The sequence below is a fragment of the Pantoea eucrina genome (assembly GCF_001691555.1).
Taxonomy (GTDB): domain Bacteria; phylum Pseudomonadota; class Gammaproteobacteria; order Enterobacterales; family Enterobacteriaceae; genus Pantoea; species Pantoea borealis.
On the sequence record NZ_MAYN01000008.1, the window covers coordinates 2,437,779 to 2,456,292 of the forward strand.

At 54.1% G+C, this 18,514-nt stretch carries 17 protein-coding genes and 2 tRNA genes; 4 read left to right on the plus strand and 15 right to left on the minus strand.

All coding sequences use genetic code 11. The features are described from left to right. Nucleotides 1–118: 118 nt before the first annotated feature. The 13 genes from rpsO to rlmE all read right to left on the minus strand — a co-directional run bounded on the left by rpsO (nucleotide 119) and on the right by rlmE (nucleotide 12,648). Nucleotides 119–388 (minus strand): 30S ribosomal protein S15, encoded by a 270-nt coding sequence (rpsO, locus tag BBA90_RS17580; RefSeq protein WP_010615981.1) that lies wholly within the window; start codon nucleotides 386–388, stop codon nucleotides 119–121. Between the two features lie 134 nt (nucleotides 389–522). Then, on the minus strand, nucleotides 523–1,467 hold the full coding sequence (gene truB / locus BBA90_RS17585) for a tRNA pseudouridine(55) synthase TruB (protein ID WP_065650268.1): 945 nt from the start codon (nucleotides 1,465–1,467) through the stop codon (nucleotides 523–525). Further along, on the minus strand, nucleotides 1,467–1,874 hold the full coding sequence (rbfA, locus tag BBA90_RS17590) for a 30S ribosome-binding factor RbfA (protein ID WP_039382283.1): 408 nt from the start codon (nucleotides 1,872–1,874) through the stop codon (nucleotides 1,467–1,469). Before rbfA ends, truB begins: the two co-directional genes overlap by 1 nt. Nucleotides 1,875–1,940: 66 nt before the next feature. Beyond that, on the minus strand, nucleotides 1,941–4,637 hold the full coding sequence (infB, locus tag BBA90_RS17595; protein WP_065650269.1) for a translation initiation factor IF-2: 2,697 nt from the start codon (nucleotides 4,635–4,637) through the stop codon (nucleotides 1,941–1,943). A gap of 17 nt (nucleotides 4,638–4,654) precedes the next feature. Further along, nucleotides 4,655–6,142 carry a transcription termination factor NusA gene (gene nusA / locus BBA90_RS17600; protein WP_065650270.1) on the minus strand — a complete coding sequence of 496 codons (1,488 nt, stop codon included), beginning with the start codon at nucleotides 6,140–6,142 and terminating at the stop codon, nucleotides 4,655–4,657. Between the two features lie 24 nt (nucleotides 6,143–6,166). Further along, nucleotides 6,167–6,619 (minus strand): ribosome maturation factor RimP, encoded by a 453-nt coding sequence (gene rimP, locus BBA90_RS17605; RefSeq protein WP_065650271.1) that lies wholly within the window; start codon nucleotides 6,617–6,619, stop codon nucleotides 6,167–6,169. 213 nt (nucleotides 6,620–6,832) lie between these two features. After that, nucleotides 6,833–6,909: transfer RNA gene (locus tag BBA90_RS17610), tRNA-Met, on the minus strand. Nucleotides 6,910–6,968: 59 nt separating this feature from the next. After that, nucleotides 6,969–7,055 (minus strand) — tRNA-Leu (locus BBA90_RS17615). A gap of 53 nt (nucleotides 7,056–7,108) precedes the next feature. Next, the gene (gene secG, locus BBA90_RS17620; RefSeq protein WP_039382274.1) at nucleotides 7,109–7,444 is read right to left on the minus strand and encodes a preprotein translocase subunit SecG; all 336 of its coding nucleotides are present in this window, start codon (nucleotides 7,442–7,444) and stop codon (nucleotides 7,109–7,111) included. Nucleotides 7,445–7,660: 216 nt separating this feature from the next. Continuing rightward, the gene (glmM, locus tag BBA90_RS17625; RefSeq protein ID WP_065650272.1) at nucleotides 7,661–8,995 is read right to left on the minus strand and encodes a phosphoglucosamine mutase; all 1,335 of its coding nucleotides are present in this window, start codon (nucleotides 8,993–8,995) and stop codon (nucleotides 7,661–7,663) included. Nucleotides 8,996–9,000: 5 nt separating this feature from the next. Continuing rightward, complete coding sequence (gene folP, locus BBA90_RS17630; protein WP_065650273.1) at nucleotides 9,001–9,834, minus strand: dihydropteroate synthase; 834 nt, start codon at nucleotides 9,832–9,834, stop codon at nucleotides 9,001–9,003. A gap of 82 nt (nucleotides 9,835–9,916) precedes the next feature. Next, nucleotides 9,917–11,845 carry an ATP-dependent zinc metalloprotease FtsH gene (gene ftsH, locus BBA90_RS17635; protein ID WP_065650274.1) on the minus strand — a complete coding sequence of 643 codons (1,929 nt, stop codon included), beginning with the start codon at nucleotides 11,843–11,845 and terminating at the stop codon, nucleotides 9,917–9,919. 173 nt (nucleotides 11,846–12,018) lie between these two features. After that, nucleotides 12,019–12,648, minus strand: coding sequence for a 23S rRNA (uridine(2552)-2'-O)-methyltransferase RlmE (rlmE, locus tag BBA90_RS17640; RefSeq protein WP_039382266.1), 630 nt, complete (start codon nucleotides 12,646–12,648; stop codon nucleotides 12,019–12,021). A gap of 126 nt (nucleotides 12,649–12,774) precedes the next feature. Between rlmE and yhbY the strand changes: the two genes are divergently transcribed. Next, complete coding sequence (yhbY, locus tag BBA90_RS17645) at nucleotides 12,775–13,068, plus strand: ribosome assembly RNA-binding protein YhbY (protein ID WP_065650275.1); 294 nt, start codon at nucleotides 12,775–12,777, stop codon at nucleotides 13,066–13,068. Nucleotides 13,069–13,189: 121 nt separating this feature from the next. On the opposite strand, the gene greA is transcribed toward yhbY, so the two are convergent. Beyond that, nucleotides 13,190–13,666 (minus strand): transcription elongation factor GreA, encoded by a 477-nt coding sequence (gene greA / locus BBA90_RS17650; protein ID WP_039382260.1) that lies wholly within the window; start codon nucleotides 13,664–13,666, stop codon nucleotides 13,190–13,192. A 246-nt stretch (nucleotides 13,667–13,912) separates the two neighbouring features. Here greA and dacB point away from each other — a divergent pair, with 246 nt between their 5' ends. Genes dacB through pmrB form a run of 3 tightly spaced genes read left to right on the plus strand, consistent with a single transcriptional unit; the run spans nucleotide 13,913 to nucleotide 17,066 of the window. After that, the gene (gene dacB / locus BBA90_RS17655) at nucleotides 13,913–15,346 is read left to right on the plus strand and encodes a serine-type D-Ala-D-Ala carboxypeptidase (protein WP_065650276.1); all 1,434 of its coding nucleotides are present in this window, start codon (nucleotides 13,913–13,915) and stop codon (nucleotides 15,344–15,346) included. After that, nucleotides 15,346–16,008: a two-component system response regulator PmrA gene (gene pmrA, locus BBA90_RS17660; protein ID WP_065650277.1), complete on the plus strand. Its 663-nt coding sequence runs from the start codon at nucleotides 15,346–15,348 to the stop codon at nucleotides 16,006–16,008. Before dacB ends, pmrA begins: the two co-directional genes overlap by 1 nt. Further along, on the plus strand, nucleotides 16,005–17,066 hold the full coding sequence (pmrB, locus tag BBA90_RS17665) for a two-component system sensor histidine kinase PmrB (protein ID WP_065650278.1): 1,062 nt from the start codon (nucleotides 16,005–16,007) through the stop codon (nucleotides 17,064–17,066). The genes pmrA and pmrB overlap by 4 nt, the downstream gene beginning before the upstream one ends. Nucleotides 17,067–17,120: 54 nt before the next feature. Here pmrB and cgtA read toward each other — a convergent pair whose 3' ends face one another. Further along, entirely contained in the window at nucleotides 17,121–18,296 is a 1,176-nt protein-coding gene (gene cgtA / locus BBA90_RS17670; RefSeq protein ID WP_065650279.1) for an Obg family GTPase CgtA, read from the minus strand. Nucleotides 18,297–18,514 lie beyond the last annotated feature (218 nt).

Here is an 18,514-nt window from a genome sequence, read left to right on the forward strand (position 1 = left end):
ATTGCTCGAAAAAAGGGGCCTTAAAGGCCCCCTTTTCGCGAAACTCGCACAAATCTGATCGTCAGATGCGTTTTTTTGCATAATGCATGTAATACATCCTTGATCAGATTCTTCAGACTTAGCGACGCAGACCCAGGCTTTCGATCAGGCTGGTGTAGCGAGCAACGTCTTTACGCTTCAGGTAGTCCAGCAGCTTACGACGCTGAGATACCATGCGCAGCAGACCGCGACGGCTGTGGTGGTCTTTCTTGTGCTCAGAGAAGTGACCCTGCAGGTGGTTAATCTGAGCAGTCAGCAGAGCAACCTGAACTTCAGTTGAACCGCTGTCATTAGCGCCACGACCATATTTAGCAACGATCTCTGCTTTAGCTTCTACGCTTAGAGACATAATAAACTCCAGTAAAAAAATGAATGTATGGGTGCCGATCTCTAATTCAGCAGCCCGCTTTTAAAGCCGAACTATTCTACTCTGCGCCCGCAGGCAACGCAAATGCGCTGTTGCAGCGAAGCTGAGCAGCGCGGTCAGCCAGGAAACTCCACCACCAGACGGCGGGGCGCGACCCGTCCATCGGCGGCTATTTCAGCCATGCCGATAAATTTTTGTGTTTCGCCTTCCGTTACCCGCACAAGTCCTGTTGCCGGCGCGTTTGCAGCCTGAACGGGCATACCCTGCTTAAAGCAGGCAGCAACGGCTACAGGCAGATTGACTACCGGAAAGTCTTCTGCCGGGCTGTCCATAGGCAACAGCAGCGCATCAAGTGCACTGTAGTCAGGCGTTTCAGCCGCTGTCGCGTCTGCTGCCACCGCCTGCAGCTGCTCCAGCGTCATCATTCGTGCAATCGGGTAGCGTGCGACCTGCAGGCGACGCAGCATAATGACATGCGCACCACAGCCCAGCTTCTCGCCCAAATCGTCGATAATGGTACGAATATAGGTACCTTTGGAGACGTGGATCTCCAGCTCCAGCTCATCACCTTCCCAGCGAATAAACTGCAGCTCAAATACGGTAATTGGCCGGGCTTCACGCGGTACGGTTACGCCTTCGCGCGCATACTCATACAGTTTACGCCCCTGATATTTCAGGGCCGAAAACATGGTCGGCACCTGCATCGTATCACCGCGAAAACTCTCCAGCGCTGCATCCAGCTCAGGCTGGCTGAAGGTCACCGGACGCGTTTCCACAATGTTGCCATCTGCGTCGGAGGTATCCGTACGCTCGCCCAGCCGGGCGATAACGCGATAGCGCTTATCAGAGTCGAGCAGATATTGCGAAAACTTAGTGGCTTCGCCCAGGCAAACCGGCAGCATGCCGGTGGCAAGCGGGTCCAGCGCACCGGTATGACCCGCTTTGTTGGCATTAAACAGGCGCTTAACTTTTTGCAGCACATCGTTAGACGACGCGCCCTGATGCTTATCGAGCAGGAATACACCGTGTACGTCGCGGCCGCGACGACGAGGACGACTCATCAGTCCTCCTTGTCATCTTCCGCCGGGGTTTCACCGCGCCGCTCTGCATCGTTTCTGATCACGTTAGAGACCAGATTCGACATGCGCATCCCTTCAATCAGTGAATTGTCATAGAAGAAGGTCAGCTCCGGCACGATGCGCAGACGCATCGCCTTGCCCAGCAGAATGCGGATATAGCCTGACGCCTCTTTCAGCGCTTTCAGACCATTTTTTACCGCTTCCTCATCCTGATCGTTCAGGAAGGTCACAAATACTTTGGCATAGGCCAGATCGCGCGACACTTCAACGCCAGAGACCGTCACCATCATGCCCAGACGCGGATCTTTGATTTCGCGCTGCAGAATAATCGCGATCTCTTTTTGCAGCTCCTGAGAAACCCGCTGCGGGCGACCAAATTCTTTCGCCATAATGATATCTCCCAAATAATTCGGGAGGCCAGTGGCCTCCCAAATTGCAGTACATCGATAATAGAATTATGCGATGGTGCGTTTAATTTCAATGATTTCGAACACTTCGATCATATCGCCAACGCGAACGTCGTTGTAGTTCTTCACACCGATACCACACTCCATGCCGTTACGCACTTCGTTGACATCATCTTTGAAGCGACGCAGGGATTCCAGCTCGCCTTCATAGATAACCACGTTGTCACGCAGAACACGGATTGGGTTGTGACGCTTGATGTTGCCTTCGGTAACCATACAGCCCGCGATCGCGCCAAATTTCGGTGATTTAAACACATCACGTACTTCGGCCAGACCGATGATCTGCTGTTTGAATTCCGGCGCCAGCATACCGCTCATCGCAGCTTTCACTTCGTCAATCAGATTATAGATGACAGAGTAGTAACGCAGGTCGACGTTTTCAGAATCAATCACGCGACGCGCAGATGCGTCAGCACGGACGTTAAAGCCGAGGATAATTGCGTTGGAAGCAGCCGCCAGCGTAGCGTCGGTTTCGGTGATACCGCCCACGCCAGAACCGATAATCTTCACCTTCACTTCGTCGGTGGAGAGTTTCAGCAGCGAGTCGGAGATCGCTTCTACCGAACCCTGTACGTCAGACTTCAGTACGATGTTCAGCTCGGAAACTTCGCCTTCAGTCATGTTCGCAAACATATTTTCCAGCTTGGACTTCTGCTGACGCGCCAGTTTCACTTCGCGGAATTTGCCCTGACGATAGAGTGCGACTTCACGCGCTTTCTTCTCGTCACGCACCACGGTCGCTTCATCACCCGCTGCCGGCACGCCAGACAGACCGAGGATTTCGACCGGAATGGATGGGCCTGCTTCCTGTACTTCACGTCCCAGCTCATCACGCATCGCACGTACACGGCCATACTCGAAGCCGCACAGAACGATATCGCCCTTGTTCAGCGTACCTTCGCGTACCAGCACGGTAGCAACCGGACCACGACCTTTGTCGAGGAAGGATTCGATAACTACGCCGCTCGCCATACCTTCACGAATTGCGGTCAGCTCCAGCACTTCCGCCTGCAGCAGAATGGCGTTCAGCAGATCGTCGATACCGGTACCTGCTTTCGCAGAAACGTTAACGAACATGTTTTCGCCGCCCCACTCTTCCGGAATGATTCCGTACTGAGTCAGCTCATTCTTCACACGGTCCGGATCGGCTTCTGGCTTATCACACTTGTTCACGGCAACCACAACCGGTACGCCGGCCGCTTTTGCGTGTTGAATCGCTTCGACGGTCTGTGGCATCACGCCATCGTCCGCTGCAACGACCAGGATAACGATATCCGTTGCCTGCGCACCACGAGCACGCATAGCGGTAAACGCGGCGTGTCCCGGGGTATCCAGGAAGGTGACCATGCCGTTTTCAGTTTCAACGTGATAGGCACCAATGTGCTGGGTGATACCACCCGCTTCGCCAGAGGCGACTTTCGTTGAGCGGATGTAATCCAGCAGGGAGGTTTTACCGTGGTCAACGTGACCCATGATGGTCACAACCGGCGCACGGCTTTCCTGTGCTGCATCGGTATCACGATCGTCCATTACCGCTTCTTCCAGCTCGTTCTCGCGGCGCAGGATCACTTTATGACCCATCTCTTCCGCGACCAGCTGTGCAGTTTCCTGGTCGATAACCTGGTTGATAGTCGCCATCGCGCCCATCTTCATCATCGCTTTGATGACCAGTGAACCTTTCACTGCCATCTTGTTCGCCAGTTCAGCTACGGTGATGGTTTCGCCGATAATCACGTCGCGGTTAACGGCCTGAGCGGGCTTGTTAAAGCCCTGCTGCAGCGCGCTAGGTTTGCGATGCTTACCGCCTTTACCGCCGCGAACCTGCGCACGCGCTTCTTCACGGTCGGTTTTGGCTTCTGAATGCTTGTTGCCTTTTTTCGCAGGACGCGTGGCTTTAGCGGTGGTACGTGCACGTGCACGGCCCGCTTCAACCTGACGATCGTTTTCGTCTTCTGCCTGACGGGCATGAGTTGAAGTTGTGACGTGGTAGTCACCCTTATCTTCTTCCTCAGGTTTGTCCCACTCAGCGCCTTTCTCTTCTGCCAGGCGGCGCGCTTCTTCTGCTACGCGGCGTGCACTCTCTTCAAGCTTACGGCGAGCTTCTTCTTCGGCTTTACGCTTCAGTTCAGCCGCTTCAGCTTCGCGACGGGCTTTATCAGACTGCGTAGCCTTGGTCACTTCATCGGTAGGTTGGTTTGTCACTTTATCTTTTTCCGCTGCTTCACGCTTGGCCTTGTCAGCGGCTTCGCGCCTGGCTTTATCTTCGGCTTCACGTTGCGCTTTTAATTCAGCCTCGCGACGGGCTTGTTCTTCCGCCTCGCGACGCGCCTGCTCTTCCGCTACGCGCTGTGCCTCGGCTTCCGCTTCTGCCTGAGCCTGCTGCTCAGCTTCTGCATCACCCTTCACGTATGTGCGCTTTTTGCGAACTTCAATTTGCACCGATTTACTTTTACCCCCGGTGCCCGGAATATTCAAGGTGCTGCGCGTTTTGCGCTGCAACGTCAGTTTACCTGAACTGGTTTGACCGTGCTCACGGTTCAGGTGGGACAGTAATGTCTCTTTCTCTTGCTGGGACACCGCGTCGTTTTCAGACTTAGGGATCCCCGCATCAGCAAATTGCTGTACCAGGCGATCGACCGGAGTCTGAATTTCGGCGGCCAGCGATTTTACGGTTACATCTGTCATGCTGTTCCTTCCTGTTATTACGCGTCATCGCCGAACCAGCAGATATTACGTGCAGCCATAATCAGCGCACCGGCCTTCTCATCATCCAGCCCTTCAATATCTGTCAGATCGTCAACACCTTGCTCAGCGAGATCTTCCAGCGTGCAAACGCCTTTTGACGCCAGGCGATAGGCCAGCGCACGATCCAGGCCTTCAAGATTCAGCAAGTCCTCAGCGGGCTCCTGATTACCAAGGCTTTCTTCTTTCGCTAATGCCAGGGTGGTTAACGCATTTTTGGCTCGTTCACGCAGGGCTTCAATGGTCTCTTCGTCGAGGCCGTCAATTTCCAGCAGCTCGTTCATTGGCACATAGGCCAGTTCTTCCAGCGAAGAGAAGCCCTCTTCCACCAGTATGGTGGCGAACTCTTCGTCGATGTCGAGATGTTTCGTGAACATATCGATTGCTGCATGGGCTTCAGCCTGATGCTTCGCCTGCAGATCGTCGACGGTCATCACGTTCAGCTCCCAGCCGCTCAGCTGGGAAGCCAGACGCACGTTTTGGCCATTACGGCCGATCGCCTGAGCCAGATTACCGGCCTCAACAGCGATATCCATGGTGTGATTATCTTCATCCACCACGATCGACGCCACATCGGCAGGCGCCATGGCGTTAATTACAAACTGTGCCGGGTTATCATCCCACAGCACGATATCGATACGCTCGCCGCCCAGCTCACTGGAAACAGCCTGTACGCGCGCGCCGCGCATACCGACGCAGGCACCTACCGGATCGATACGCTTATCGTTGGTTTTTACCGCGATTTTAGCGCGTGAGCCCGGATCGCGGGCGGCTGCTTTAATCTCGATAACTTCTTCGCCAATTTCCGGTACCTCAATGCGGAACAGTTCGATCAGCATCTCAGGTTTGGAGCGGGTAACAAACAGCTGAGCACCGCGCGCTTCAGGACGCACAGCATACAGCACGCCGCGAATACGGTCGCCCGGACGGAAGTTCTCACGTGGCAGCATATCTTCGCGGACGATTACCGCTTCGGCATTGCTGCCCAGATCCAGCGTGATGTTGTCGCGATTCACTTTCTTCACCTGACCGGTGATGATGTCGCCTTCCTGCTCGCGGAACTGATCCACAACCATCGCGCGTTCAGCTTCACGTACTTTCTGAACGATAACCTGCTTCGCAGTCTGTGTGGTGATACGGTCAAAGGTGACAGATTCAATCTGATCTTCAACGTAATCGCCCAGATTGAGCGCTTCATCTTCGAAGCGAGCCGCGTCCAGCGTAATTTCACGCGTAGGCTGAGTAACTTCGTCAACGATTACCCAACGACGGAACGTATCGAAATCGCCGCTGCGACGGTCAATACTGACGCGCACGTCGATCTCCTGCTCATACTTCTTTTTGGTCGCAGTGGCCAAAGCGCTTTCCAGCGCTTCGAAGATTTTCTCACGCGGCAGAGCTTTTTCATTAGAAACGGCTTCTACTACAGCTAAGATTTCTTTATTCATCCTGGTTAGCCTCAATCCGGACTTTTAAAAGTGGGGGACCAGGTTCGCTTTCTGAATGTTGCTCAGCGCGAACACTTCATCGTTACCCTCGACGGTCACTGTGATCATCTCGCCTTCCACCGACTTGATGATGCCCTGCCATTTGCGACGATTCTGTACCGCCATCCGCAGGACCAGGCTGACTTCCTCACCCGCAAAGCGCGCGTAGTGTGCTGCGGTGAAAAGTGGACGATCGAGACCCGGCGAGGAAACTTCAAGGTTGTAAGCCACCGTAATTGGATCTTCCACATCCATTACAGCGCTCACCTGGTGGCTAACATCGGCGCAATCATCAACATTGATACCCTCTTCGCTATCAATATAGATGCGCAAGGTTGATGTGCGACCACGAACGAATTCAATACCGACCAGTTCGTAGCCAAGCGCTTCTACCGGAGCAGAGATCAACTCTGTCAATTTTTGCTCTAATGTGGACAAGCCCACCCCCAAGACATAAAAAAAGGGCCTAAAGCCCAGTGTTACGATTTCCTGATAACAAAAAACCCCGAAAAATCGGGGCTTTTTATGACTGGACCCTGTATGCCGCAGTGCGGCTTCGGCGCACAATCCAGAAGAATTTTTTTCAAAAACTCACTGATAGTGCGTCCGTCGATGCATACAGTATATTTGAAAAAGAACTCTAAGGGAAAGTGGTTGCGGGGGCCGGATTTGAACCGACGACCTTCGGGTTATGAGCCCGACGAGCTACCAGGCTGCTCCACCCCGCGTCCGAAAACGTGGCGAATATTACGCCGATCTTGCGAAAATAGCAAGTTTTACTGAGAATTGGTACCGAGGACGGGACTTGAACCCGTAAGCCCTTTCGAGCACTACCACCTCAAGGTAGCGTGTCTACCAATTTCACCACCTCGGTACTGCACTGACTGCGACGATAGTATGGTCGCTTAAGCGTTGACGATTTACTGCTTACTGCGGGATATCATTGCCCGGGGTTGCCGGTTTAGCTGGCTGAGTCTGCTGTTCAGACTGAGCTGGCGCAGTGAGGTTTTCCCACTCGCTTCCTTTGGAAGTCTTGTTGCTGTTCAGGTTACCCAGAATCAGACTGATAATGAAGAACAGCGAAGCCAGTATCGCGGTCATACGTGTCATAAAGTTACCTGACCCGTTTGAACCAAACAGCGTACCGGAAGCGCCTGCACCGAATGAGGCTCCCATATCAGCGCCTTTGCCTTGCTGCAGCATGATCAGACCAACCAGGCCAATCGCCACAATAAGGAAAACAACTAACAGAGCTTCGTACATAATCAACCTGTTTCCTTGCGCGTAACCGCACAGTTAAAGCTTCAACCAATACAGACGGGTAGTCTCGTCATTACCCATCAGAAGCGGGTGTGAATACTAACCAAAGGCGCCTGGCTCTGCAAGTGCAATTTTAGCCATAAAATTTAATTGCAGAAAAAAGCGCCAGCATGATGATTTACCAGGCGAAAAGGCGACAAACCTGCCGCCTGGCCGGCTTTAAGCCGCTTTTACCGCTGCGGCAATATTATGCGCCAGCGCGGTGACCTGCGCCTCATCTTCGCCTTCTACCATCACACGGATTAGCGGCTCTGTGCCTGATTTACGCAGCAGTACCCGCCCGCGTCCAGCCAGCGCGCGCTCCGCTTCGGCAGCTGCGGCTTTAACGCTTTCACTCTCCAGCGGATCGTGGCTGCCGGTAAAGCGCACGTTAACCAGAATTTGCGGCAGCATTTTCATGCCGCTGCACAGATCGTGCAGGCTCATGTGGTTACGTACTATCGCAGTAAGCACTTGCAAACTTGCTACAATGCCGTCGCCGGTACTGATTTTATCCAGCAGAATGACGTGCCCGGAGTTCTCAGCCCCCATGCGCCAGCCTTTTTCCTGCATCTTTTCCAGTACATAGCGATCGCCTACTTTAGCGCGGGTAAACGGAATACCCAGCTGCTTCAGCGCCAGCTCCAGACCCATGTTACTCATCAGCGTTCCGACCACGCCACCGCGCAGCTGACCCTGACGCAGTGCTTCGCGCGCAATGATGTAGAGGATCTGGTCACCATCCACTTTCTGACCCAGATGATCCACCATCATGATGCGATCGCCGTCCCCGTCATAGGCAAGGCCAAGATCGGCCTGCTCTTCCACAACCCGCTGCTGCAGCTGACGCAGGTCAGTTGCTCCGCATGCCTTGTTGATGTTCATGCCATCGGGCTGCACGCCAATTGCTATTACCTGTGCCCCCAGCTCACGCAGCACGTTAGGAGCGATGTGATAGGTGGCACCATTTGCGCAATCCACCACGATTTTCAGGCCGTTGAGGCTCAGTTCACCGGGGAACGTGCCTTTGCAGAACTCAATATAGCGACCCGCGGCATCAACAATGCGGCTGGCACGCCCCAGTTCGGCAGACTCCACGCAGGTCAGGGGCTTTTCCAGCTCACGCTCAATCGCTTCTTCCACATCATCCGGCAGCTTGGTGCCCTCAGCGGAGAAGAATTTGATGCCGTTATCGTCAAACGGATTGTGAGAGGCGGAAATAACGATCCCTGCTTCTGCGCGGAACGTTCGGGTCAGGTAGGCGATTGCCGGGGTTGGCATCGGTCCGGTAAACGCTGCAGAGAGACCGGCGGCTGCCAGCCCGGCTTCCAGCGCCGACTCCAGCATATAGCCAGAAATACGCGTGTCTTTACCGATTAATACCTTTCTGGAACCTGAACGCGCCAGCACTTTGCCTGCTGCAAAACCCAGCTTCAGTACAAAATCGGGCGTAATCGGCGCTTCGCCTACTTTGCCGCGGATGCCATCTGTACCAAAATATTTACGCTCACTCATGCCTGTTATCCTTTTGCTCTCTGGGTCGCTTCCACGATGCGCATCGCTTCAACCGTCTCTTTCACATCATGCACGCGAATAATCTGCGCGCCCTGCATCGCAGCAATCACTGCGCAGCTCAGGCTGCCGGTAAGTCGCTGTGCCGGGCCGACATTAAGCAGCTGGCCAATCATCGATTTACGCGACATTCCCACCAGCAGCGGTAAGCCGTAATGGTGAAAATGGCTCAGGTGGGCCAGCAGCTCATAATTGTGGCTGAGATTCTTACCGAAACCAAAGCCCGGGTCGAGTAACAGTTGCGCTTTTTTAATACCTGCCGCTTCACAACGCGCAATTTGGGCAGCGAAGTAAGCGTCCACTTCGCTGATGACATTTTTATATGTGGGGGTCTGCTGCATGGTACGGGGTTCACCCTGCATATGCATCAGGCAAACCGGTAAACCGGTCTCTGCCGCCGCATCAAGCGCCCCTGGCGCCGAAAGCGAGCGAATATCATTGATGATGTGAGCACCCGCTTTCGCGGCTTCACGGATTACCTCAGGCTTGGAAGTGTCAACGGAGATCCAGACCTCAAACCGCTGCGCAATGGCCTCCACGACCGGAATAACCCGCTCCAGTTCCTCTTCAACGCTGACCTCCTCCGCTCCGGGCCGGGTCGACTCACCACCGACATCAATGATGGTTGCGCCGGCGTTCACCATCTCATTGGTGTGCGTCAGCGCGTTTACCAGAGAGTTATGCGCACCGCCATCAGAAAAGGAGTCGGGGGTCACATTCAGAATACCCATTACGTGGGGGAAGGAGAGATCGAGAAAGGCATCACGTGCGTGGAGTTTCATGGCAGGTCTTGTCCTGAAGTGGTCAAATGTTAAATGTAAAAAACCCCGGACTGGCCGGGGTTTTTGCTGAGGTGATGGCCTCTTATTTATTGAACTGCTCAGACATGGTGTTACCCGGGTTCGGCGTACGCGGTTCATCAACCGGACGTGGCGCCTTTGGCGTACCGTTACTGTCAGAGTTGCTGCTGCCGGGATCTTCCCAGCCCGCTGGTGGTCGCACATCGCGGCGCGCCATCAGGTCATCAATCTGCGGAGCATCAATGGTTTCATACTTCATCAGCGCATCTTTCATCGCATGAAGAATATCCATGTTCTCACCCAGAATACGACGTGCACGCTGGTAGTTACTGTCGATCAGGTGTTTAACTTCCTGATCAATAATGCGCGCAGTCTCATCTGACATATGCTTGGCTTTCGCTACGGAACGGCCAAGGAACACTTCACCTTCTTCTTCCGCATAAAGCAACGGACCCAGCTTCTCTGAGAAGCCCCACTGCGTCACCATGTTGCGTGCCAGGTTGGTCGCCACTTTGATGTCGTTAGAGGCACCGGTAGAGACATGCTCAGCACCGTAGATGATCTCTTCTGCCAGACGACCGCCATAAAGCGTGGAAATCTGACTTTCCAGCTTCTGACGACTGGCGCTGATAGCATCACCTTCCGGCAGGAAGAACGTCACACCCAGCGCGCGACCGCGAGGAATGATCGTTACTTTATGGACCGGATCGTGTTCTGGCACCAGACGACCAATGATCGCATGCCCGGCTTCATGGTAAGCCGTTGACTCTTTCTGCGCTTCCGTCATCACCATGGAGCGGCGCTCTGCACCCATCATGATTTTGTCTTTGGCTTTCTCAAACTCAACCATCGACACCACACGCTTGTTACCGCGGGCAGCAAAAAGTGCAGCTTCGTTGACCAGGTTTGCCAAATCGGCGCCTGAGAAGCCCGGCGTTCCGCGTGCGATAATACCGGCATCAATATCCGTTGCCAGCGGCACACGGCGCATATGCACTTTCAGGATCTGTTCACGACCGCGCACATCCGGCAGGCCAACCACAACCTGACGGTCGAAACGGCCTGGACGCAGCAGCGCCGGATCCAGTACGTCCGGACGGTTTGTGGCAGCAATAACGATAATGCCTTCATTACCTTCAAAACCATCCATCTCAACCAGCATCTGGTTCAGCGTCTGCTCGCGCTCATCGTGACCACCGCCTAAACCGGCACCACGCTGACGTCCTACTGCATCGATCTCATCGATAAAGATGATGCACGGCGCCGCTTTTTTCGCCTGTTCGAACATGTCACGCACACGAGATGCACCGACACCAACAAACATTTCTACGAAGTCTGAACCGGAAATGGTAAAGAAAGGAACTTTTGCTTCACCGGCAATCGCTTTAGCCAGCAGCGTTTTACCTGTACCCGGCGGGCCCACCATCAGGACGCCTTTCGGGATTTTACCGCCCAGCTTCTGGAAGCGGCTTGGTTCACGCAGATACTCTACCAGCTCACCCACCTCTTCTTTCGCTTCATCGCAACCAGCGACATCGGCAAAGGTGGTTTTGATCTGGTCTTCCGTCAGCATGCGGGCTTTGCTTTTGCCGAAGGACATCGCGCCCTTTCCGCCGCCGCCCTGCATCTGACGCATAAAGAAGATCCATACGCCAATCAGCAGCAGCATCGGGAACCAGGAAATGAAGATAGAAGCCAGCAGGCTTGGCTCTTCAGGTGGTTCACCCACTACTTTGACGTTTTTGGTCAGCAGGTTATCGAGTAACTTGGGATCGTTGACAGGAATGTAGGTGGTATATTTATTACTGTCTTTTTTGGTTACGTTAATTTCACGCCCGTTAATACGTGCCTCGCGGACCTGATCCTGGTTCACTTCCGACAGGAAGGTTGAATAATCAACCCTACGGCCATTCGACTCGCTGGGCCCAAAGCTCTGGAATACTGACATCAGCACGACCGCGATGACTAACCAGAGAATCAGGTTTTTCGCCATGTCACTCAAGGGATTAACCTCATATTACAACGGTGTTAACAGACAGCGTAGGGTACTATATATCCTTCATACCTGGAATCGCAGCATGGATGAATTTACTGGTTTATCCTGAAACTCAGAATCAGGCCGGGATAAACACAGTATTCAGCTTGCTTTGACGCCGGTAATCGGGCCTACAGTTTGCGCCCTGTCGCCACAATATACACTTCACGTGAACGTAACCGCGAAGCGTCTGGCTTACGAATTTTCACTTTCGTAAATAGGGAGCGAATTTCCCGGAGGTATTCATCGAAGCCATCTCCCTGAAACACTTTCACAACAAAACTGCCGCCGGGAGCCAATACATCCCGACACATTTCCAGCGCCAGTTCAACTAAATACATTGAACGTGGAATATCCACAGCCGGCGTGCCGCTCATGTTAGGTGCCATATCTGACATCACTACCTGAACTTTCTGGTCCCCTACCCGCTCAAGCAGCGCTTTCAGCACAGCCTCGTCGCGGAAGTCACCCTGCATAAAATCAACGCCGACAATCGGATCCATGGGTAGCAGATCGCAGGCAATAACCCGCCCGCTGTTGCCAATCTGTTGTACCACATATTGTGACCAGCCACCGGGCGCCGCGCCTAAATCCACTACGGTCATACCGGGTTTAAACAGCTTGTCACCCTGCTGAATTTCATCAAGTTTAAACCAGGCACGCGAACGCAGCCCTTTTTTCTGTGCCTGAAGCACATATTTATCGCTAAAGTGTTCCTGAAGCCAGCGACTGGAACTGGCCGAACGCTTTTTACCCGTCATAATTTTTCCAGTTAAATCGTCATCGTAGCGATAAATCAGCGCGCAATGGGTAGCGATGATTTGGCGATATACCCGAGATGGCGGTAGAATGACCCGTTTTCAATCCCTGAGTAAGCAAAAAATACGATGAATCTGAGTACCAAACAAAAACAGCACCTGAAAGGCCTGGCCCACCCACTGAAGCCAGTAGTCATGCTGGGCGGCAACGGCCTTACTGAAGGCGTGCTCGCCGAAATCGAACAGGCGCTTGAGCATCACGAACTGATTAAGGTGAAAATTGCCTCAGAAGATCGCGAAACCAAGCAGCTGATCGTTGAAGCTATTGTGCGTGAAACCAACGCCAGCAATGTGCAGGTTATCGGCAATGTGCTGGTGCTGTACCGCCCGGCGAAAGAGCGTAAAATCACGCTGCCTCGTTAAGCTACACACTACGCGCGGCGCTGCGGGCAGAGAAAGTGCCACGCTCACGCATGCGATAAAAGGCCGCCATGCGGCCTTTTTCCTTTCTTTACAATCTGCCCTGCGTCACCACAGCGGGTGCTTACAGATATTCAACCTTCAGCACTTCATACTCCACATCACCGCCTGGCGTTTTCACAATAGCTACGTCATCGGCCTCTTTACCTACCAGACCCCGCGCCATTGGAGAGTTAACCGAGATCAGATTTTGTTTAAAATCTGCTTCATCGTCACCCACAATGCGGTAAGTAAACTCTTCGTCTGTATCAACATTCAGCACAGTTACCGTGGCACCGAAAATGACGCGACCGGTTTTTGGCATAGATGTGATGTCGATCACCTGCGCATTAGAAAGTTTAGCTTCAATCTCCTGAATACGCCCTTCGCAAAACCCCTGCTCTTCACGCGCAGCATGGTACTCGGCGTTTTCTTTCAGGTCGCCATGCTCACGAGCTTCAGCGATGGAGGCGATGATGCGCGGACGCTTTACGGTTTTCAGTTCGTTCAGCTCTTCACGCAGCTTCTCAGCGCCTTGTAACGTCATCGGAATCTGATTCATTTTGGCTCCTCGTCTCTATCCTGGTTAACGGTGTCATCCTGACTGGTGACAGCAGAAAAATCGCTTCTGCGGCACACGGCCCCTTTTCAAAAGCAAAAGAACCCTGACCCGGAAAGCTTTCCGGGTCAGGGATCGGTTTTGCATTTTGATACGTATTTTACCCCAGAGTTCCCTGTGGGTCATCGTTTACTTTGCCCTGTCCGGGGACGTAGTATTGACGCCCCATCCGTCAGTTACCGCGAGATTATGCGATTTTCACGACTTGTTACCGGACTAACCTGCGCGGTAATGCTGCAGGCACAAGCGGCCCCCGTTGAAGAATACATGCAGTATTTACCTGACGGCGCGAACCTGGCGCTGATGGTACAGAAAGTGGGCGCATCAACCCCTATTATCGACTATCACGGAAAACAGATGGCTTTACCGGCCAGCACCATGAAAGTGATCACGGCGCTGGCGGCACTTCTGGAGCTGGGACCCGACTTCCGCTTTCAGACTACGCTTGAGACACGCGGTGCCATTACCGACGGCACGCTGAATGGCGATCTGGTGGCGCGCTTTGGCGGCGATCCTACGCTGAGCAGGCAGAATCTGCGCAATATGGTCGCTGCGCTGAAGCAGCAGGGCATCACCCATATTAAAGGCAATCTGGTGATTGATACCTCTGTTTTTGCCAGCCATGATATGGCTCCCGGCTGGCCATGGAACGATCTGACCCAGTGCTTCAGCGCACCACCCGGCGCGGCGATTGTCGACAAAAACTGTTTCTCGGTGTCGCTTTACAGTGGCAAAACCGCCGGCGAAACAGCCTTTGTGCGTATCGCTTCTTATTATCCGGCCCATATGTTCAGCCAGGTCCGGACGCTTGCTCCTAACAGTGGCGAAGGCCAGTACTGCGAGCTGGATGTGGTGCCGGGTGAACTCAACCGCTATACGCTGACAGGCTGTATGCGCCAGCGTGCAGAGCCGCTGCCGCTCGCCTTTGCGGTTCAGGATGATGCCGCCTGGTCAGGTGAGATCCTGAAAGGGATGCTGCGTGCGGCTGATATTGATTATAGCGGTCATCTGGTACGCCAGACGCAGGTTACGTCACCGGGTACGGTGCTCGCCTCGACCCAATCCGCGCCGCTGCATACGCTACTGCGCATGATGCTGAAAAAGTCGGACAACATGATTGCGGACACCGTGTTCCGCACCATCGGCCATCACTACTTTAACGTGCCGGGTACGTTTCGTGCCGCCTCTGATGCCGTGCGGCGAATTCTGCGCGAAAAAGCGGGTATCGATATGGGCAACAGCATTCAGGTTGATGGTTCCGGCCTCTCGCGTCACGATTTGATCTCTCCGGAAACAATGATGCAGGTGCTGCAGTACATCGCTAAAAACGATGCCACGCTCAACTACATCTCCATGCTGCCGCTGGCCGGCTACGATGGCACGCTGCAGTATCGTGGTGGTCTGCATGAAGCGGGGCTTGATGGCAAAGTCTCAGCAAAAACCGGTTCTCTGCAGGGCGTCTATAATCTGGCTGGGTTCATCACCACGTCCAGCGGTGCGCGGGTTGCCTTTGTGCAATTCCTGTCAGGCTATGCTGTACCGCCGGAAAATCAGAAAACGCGGCGCATTCCGCTGGTACGCTTTGAAAGCCGCCTCTACACGGACATTAACAAAAACAACTAATGAAATTGTTGATTGTTGAAGATGATGCACTGCTGCAGTCGGGTCTGGCACAGGCACTGAGCGCTAAGGGCTATGCGGTCGACTGCGCCGGCAGCGCTGCAGAGAGTAACGCGCTGTTGCGCAGCGGTCAGTATACGCTGATCGTACTGGATCTTGGTCTGCCGGATCGCGACGGCGCCTCGCTGCTGCGCCAGTGGCGGCGCGAAGGCCTTACGATCCCGGTGCTGATCCTGACGGCGCGTGATGCGCTGGAGGATCGCGTTGAAGGTCTTGATGCCGGCGCGGATGATTATCTGATCAAACCTTTCGCGCTTGCAGAGCTGCAGGCGCGGGTGCGGGCGCTGATCCGCCGCTATCAGGGTCACAGCGATAACCAGCTGCAGCAGGGCGATCTGACACTCAATCTCAGTTCTCAGCAGGTACTGCTTGAAAATCAGTCAGTGGATATTACGCCCAAAGAGTTTGCGCTGCTGACGCGTCTGCTGATGCGCATCGGACAAAATGTGCATCGTGAAACGCTGCAGCAGGATCTTTACAGCTGGAACGACGATCCCGGATCCAACACGCTGGAAGTGCATATTCACAACCTGCGCCGCAAGCTGGGTAAAGATCGTATTAAAACGGTGCGCGGGGTGGGTTACCGGCTGGAACTGCGCGAATGAACAGTATGCGGCAGCGTTTACTGATCATGCTGGCGCTGATCCTGCTGATCTGTCAGGTGATGAGCGTGATCTGGCTCTGGCACGAGAGCCGGGAGCAGATCAGCTTTCTTGTCAATGAAACACTCTCAGCGCAGGCGCGCAATCAGCGGGTAGAAAATGAGATCCGCGAAGCGATCGCTTCGCTTTTGCTGCCCTCACTGGTCATGGTATGCCTGACGCTGCTGCTCTCATTCTGGGCGATCAACTGGATTATTCGTCCGCTCAAACTGCTGCAGGACAGCCTGGCGCATCGCTCCGCCGATAATCTCACTCCCCTGCCGGTGTATGCTGACATGGATGAAATTGTTGCCGTCACCGGCGCGATCAATCAGCTGTTCTCCCGTCTGGACCATACGCTGCAGCAGGAGCGGCTGTTTACCGCCGACGCAGCGCATGAATTGCGTACGCCACTGGCAGGACTGCGGCTGCATCTGGAACTGCTGCAGCAGCAGCACGTGCCGCAGAGTGAGATGCTGATTAGCCGGATTGATCAGCTGATGCACACCGTAGAGCAGCTACTCATGCTGTCACGTGCCGGTCAGGCGCTGGCGGGCGGCCACTATCAGCAGCTGTGGTGGCAGCAGGATATTATGCAGCCGCTGAAACCCGAGATGGACGAGCTGTTGCTACAACGTCAGCAGCAACTGTACTGGCCAGAGGGCCATGATATCCCGCAGCAGGGAGAAGCCGTGCTGTTGCGTCTGATGCTGCGCAATTTGCTGGAGAACGCCTCGCGCTATAGCCCGGAAAACAGCGAAGTGCGGGTTAAGCTATATCAGGATGCACAGCAGGTAAAAGTCGAAATATGGGATGAAGGGCCAGGTATTGACGCCGGCGCCGCAGAGGAGTTAACCCAGGCCTTTCGCCGTCGCGATCAGCGCTATGGCGGCAGCGGACTGGGCCTGAATATCGTACTGCGTATTGTGCAAATGCATCGCGGTACCCTGACGCTGGAAAATCGTGAAGATCGCAGCGGACTGATTGCCCGCTGTACGCTGCCACATCAGCTCAACGGCTAAACACCCCGGTTATCCGATAAAAAAAGCGGCCCGGAGGCCGCTTTTTAGCTGCGATTAGCGCTGATAGATAATTTCGACGCCTTCGTCGTCTTCATCATCCCAGTCCTCATCCCAGTCATCATCTTCTTCCACTTCCTGAGCGGTCTCCAGCGCTTCACGGTGATAGTCATCCCACATGAACGCGACCTTCTCAGGCTGCTTCTCTTCTTCTTCCGCTTCTTTCGGATTGGCGATGATAAAGCTCATCACATCCCAGCAAAGCTCATTAACACCGGTACGGCTGGCTGCGGAGATCAGATAATATTTTTCATCCCAGCCGAGAGCTTCTGCAATCGCTTTAGCGCGGCTTTCCGCTTCTTCCTGACTCAGCAGGTCAGTTTTGTTGAACACCAGCCAGCGCGGCTTCTGATAGAGCTTATCGCTGTATTTTTCCAGCTCGCCAAGAATGATACGGGCGTTTTCTACCGGATCGGTTTCGTCGATAGGCGCAATGTCGATCAGGTGCAGCAGAACACGACAGCGCTCAAGATGCTTCAGGAAGCGAATGCCCAGACCAGCACCTTCCGCTGCGCCTTCGATCAGCCCCGGAATATCTGCCACGACAAAGCTTTTTTCACTGTCCATGCGCACAACGCCGAGGCTGGGAACCAGGGTGGTAAACGGATAGTCCGCCACTTTTGGTTTTGCCGCAGACACAGCGCGGATAAAGGTCGATTTACCGGCATTTGGCAGACCCAGCATGCCAACATCGGCCAGCAGCATCAGTTCCAGCTGCAGATCGCGTTTCTCGCCTGGCGTACCCATGGTTTTCTGGCGCGGAGTACGGTTAACCGAGGACTTGAAACGTGTGTTACCAAGCCCGTGCCAGCCGCCTTTCGCCACCATGAGTTTTTGCTCATGGCGCGTCATATCGCCCAGCGTTTCACCGGTGCCCTGATCGATAATGCGCGTACCGACCGGCACTTTGATGGTGACATCTTTACCGCGTTTGCCGGTACAGTCGCGGCTCTGACCATTCTGACCGCGCTCAGCGCGAAACGCTTTTTCAAAGCGATAGTCAATCAGGGTATTAAGGTTTTCATCTGCCAGCAGATAGACGTCACCGCCGTCACCGCCGTCGCCGCCGTCCGGGCCGCCTTTAGGGATATATTTTTCACGGCGGAAGCTAACGCAACCGTTGCCGCCATCACCTGCGACCACAAGGATCGTTGCTTCATCAACAAACTTCATTCTATTTCTCCGTCACACTGTCGTCTGTCGCTGTACCCAGCGGCAGACGGGTCCGCCAGGGTCTTCTGTGCTGACCGGCGGCGGATAATGCAAATCTGGTAATATGACCTGTACAGAAAGTGTACAACAAACTGCGCAGCTCAGTTAGCGGTGAATCGATAACCGGCGGCAGAATGTAAAAAGCCCCGCAAAGCTGCGGGGCCTTTCCTTCGTGTGTT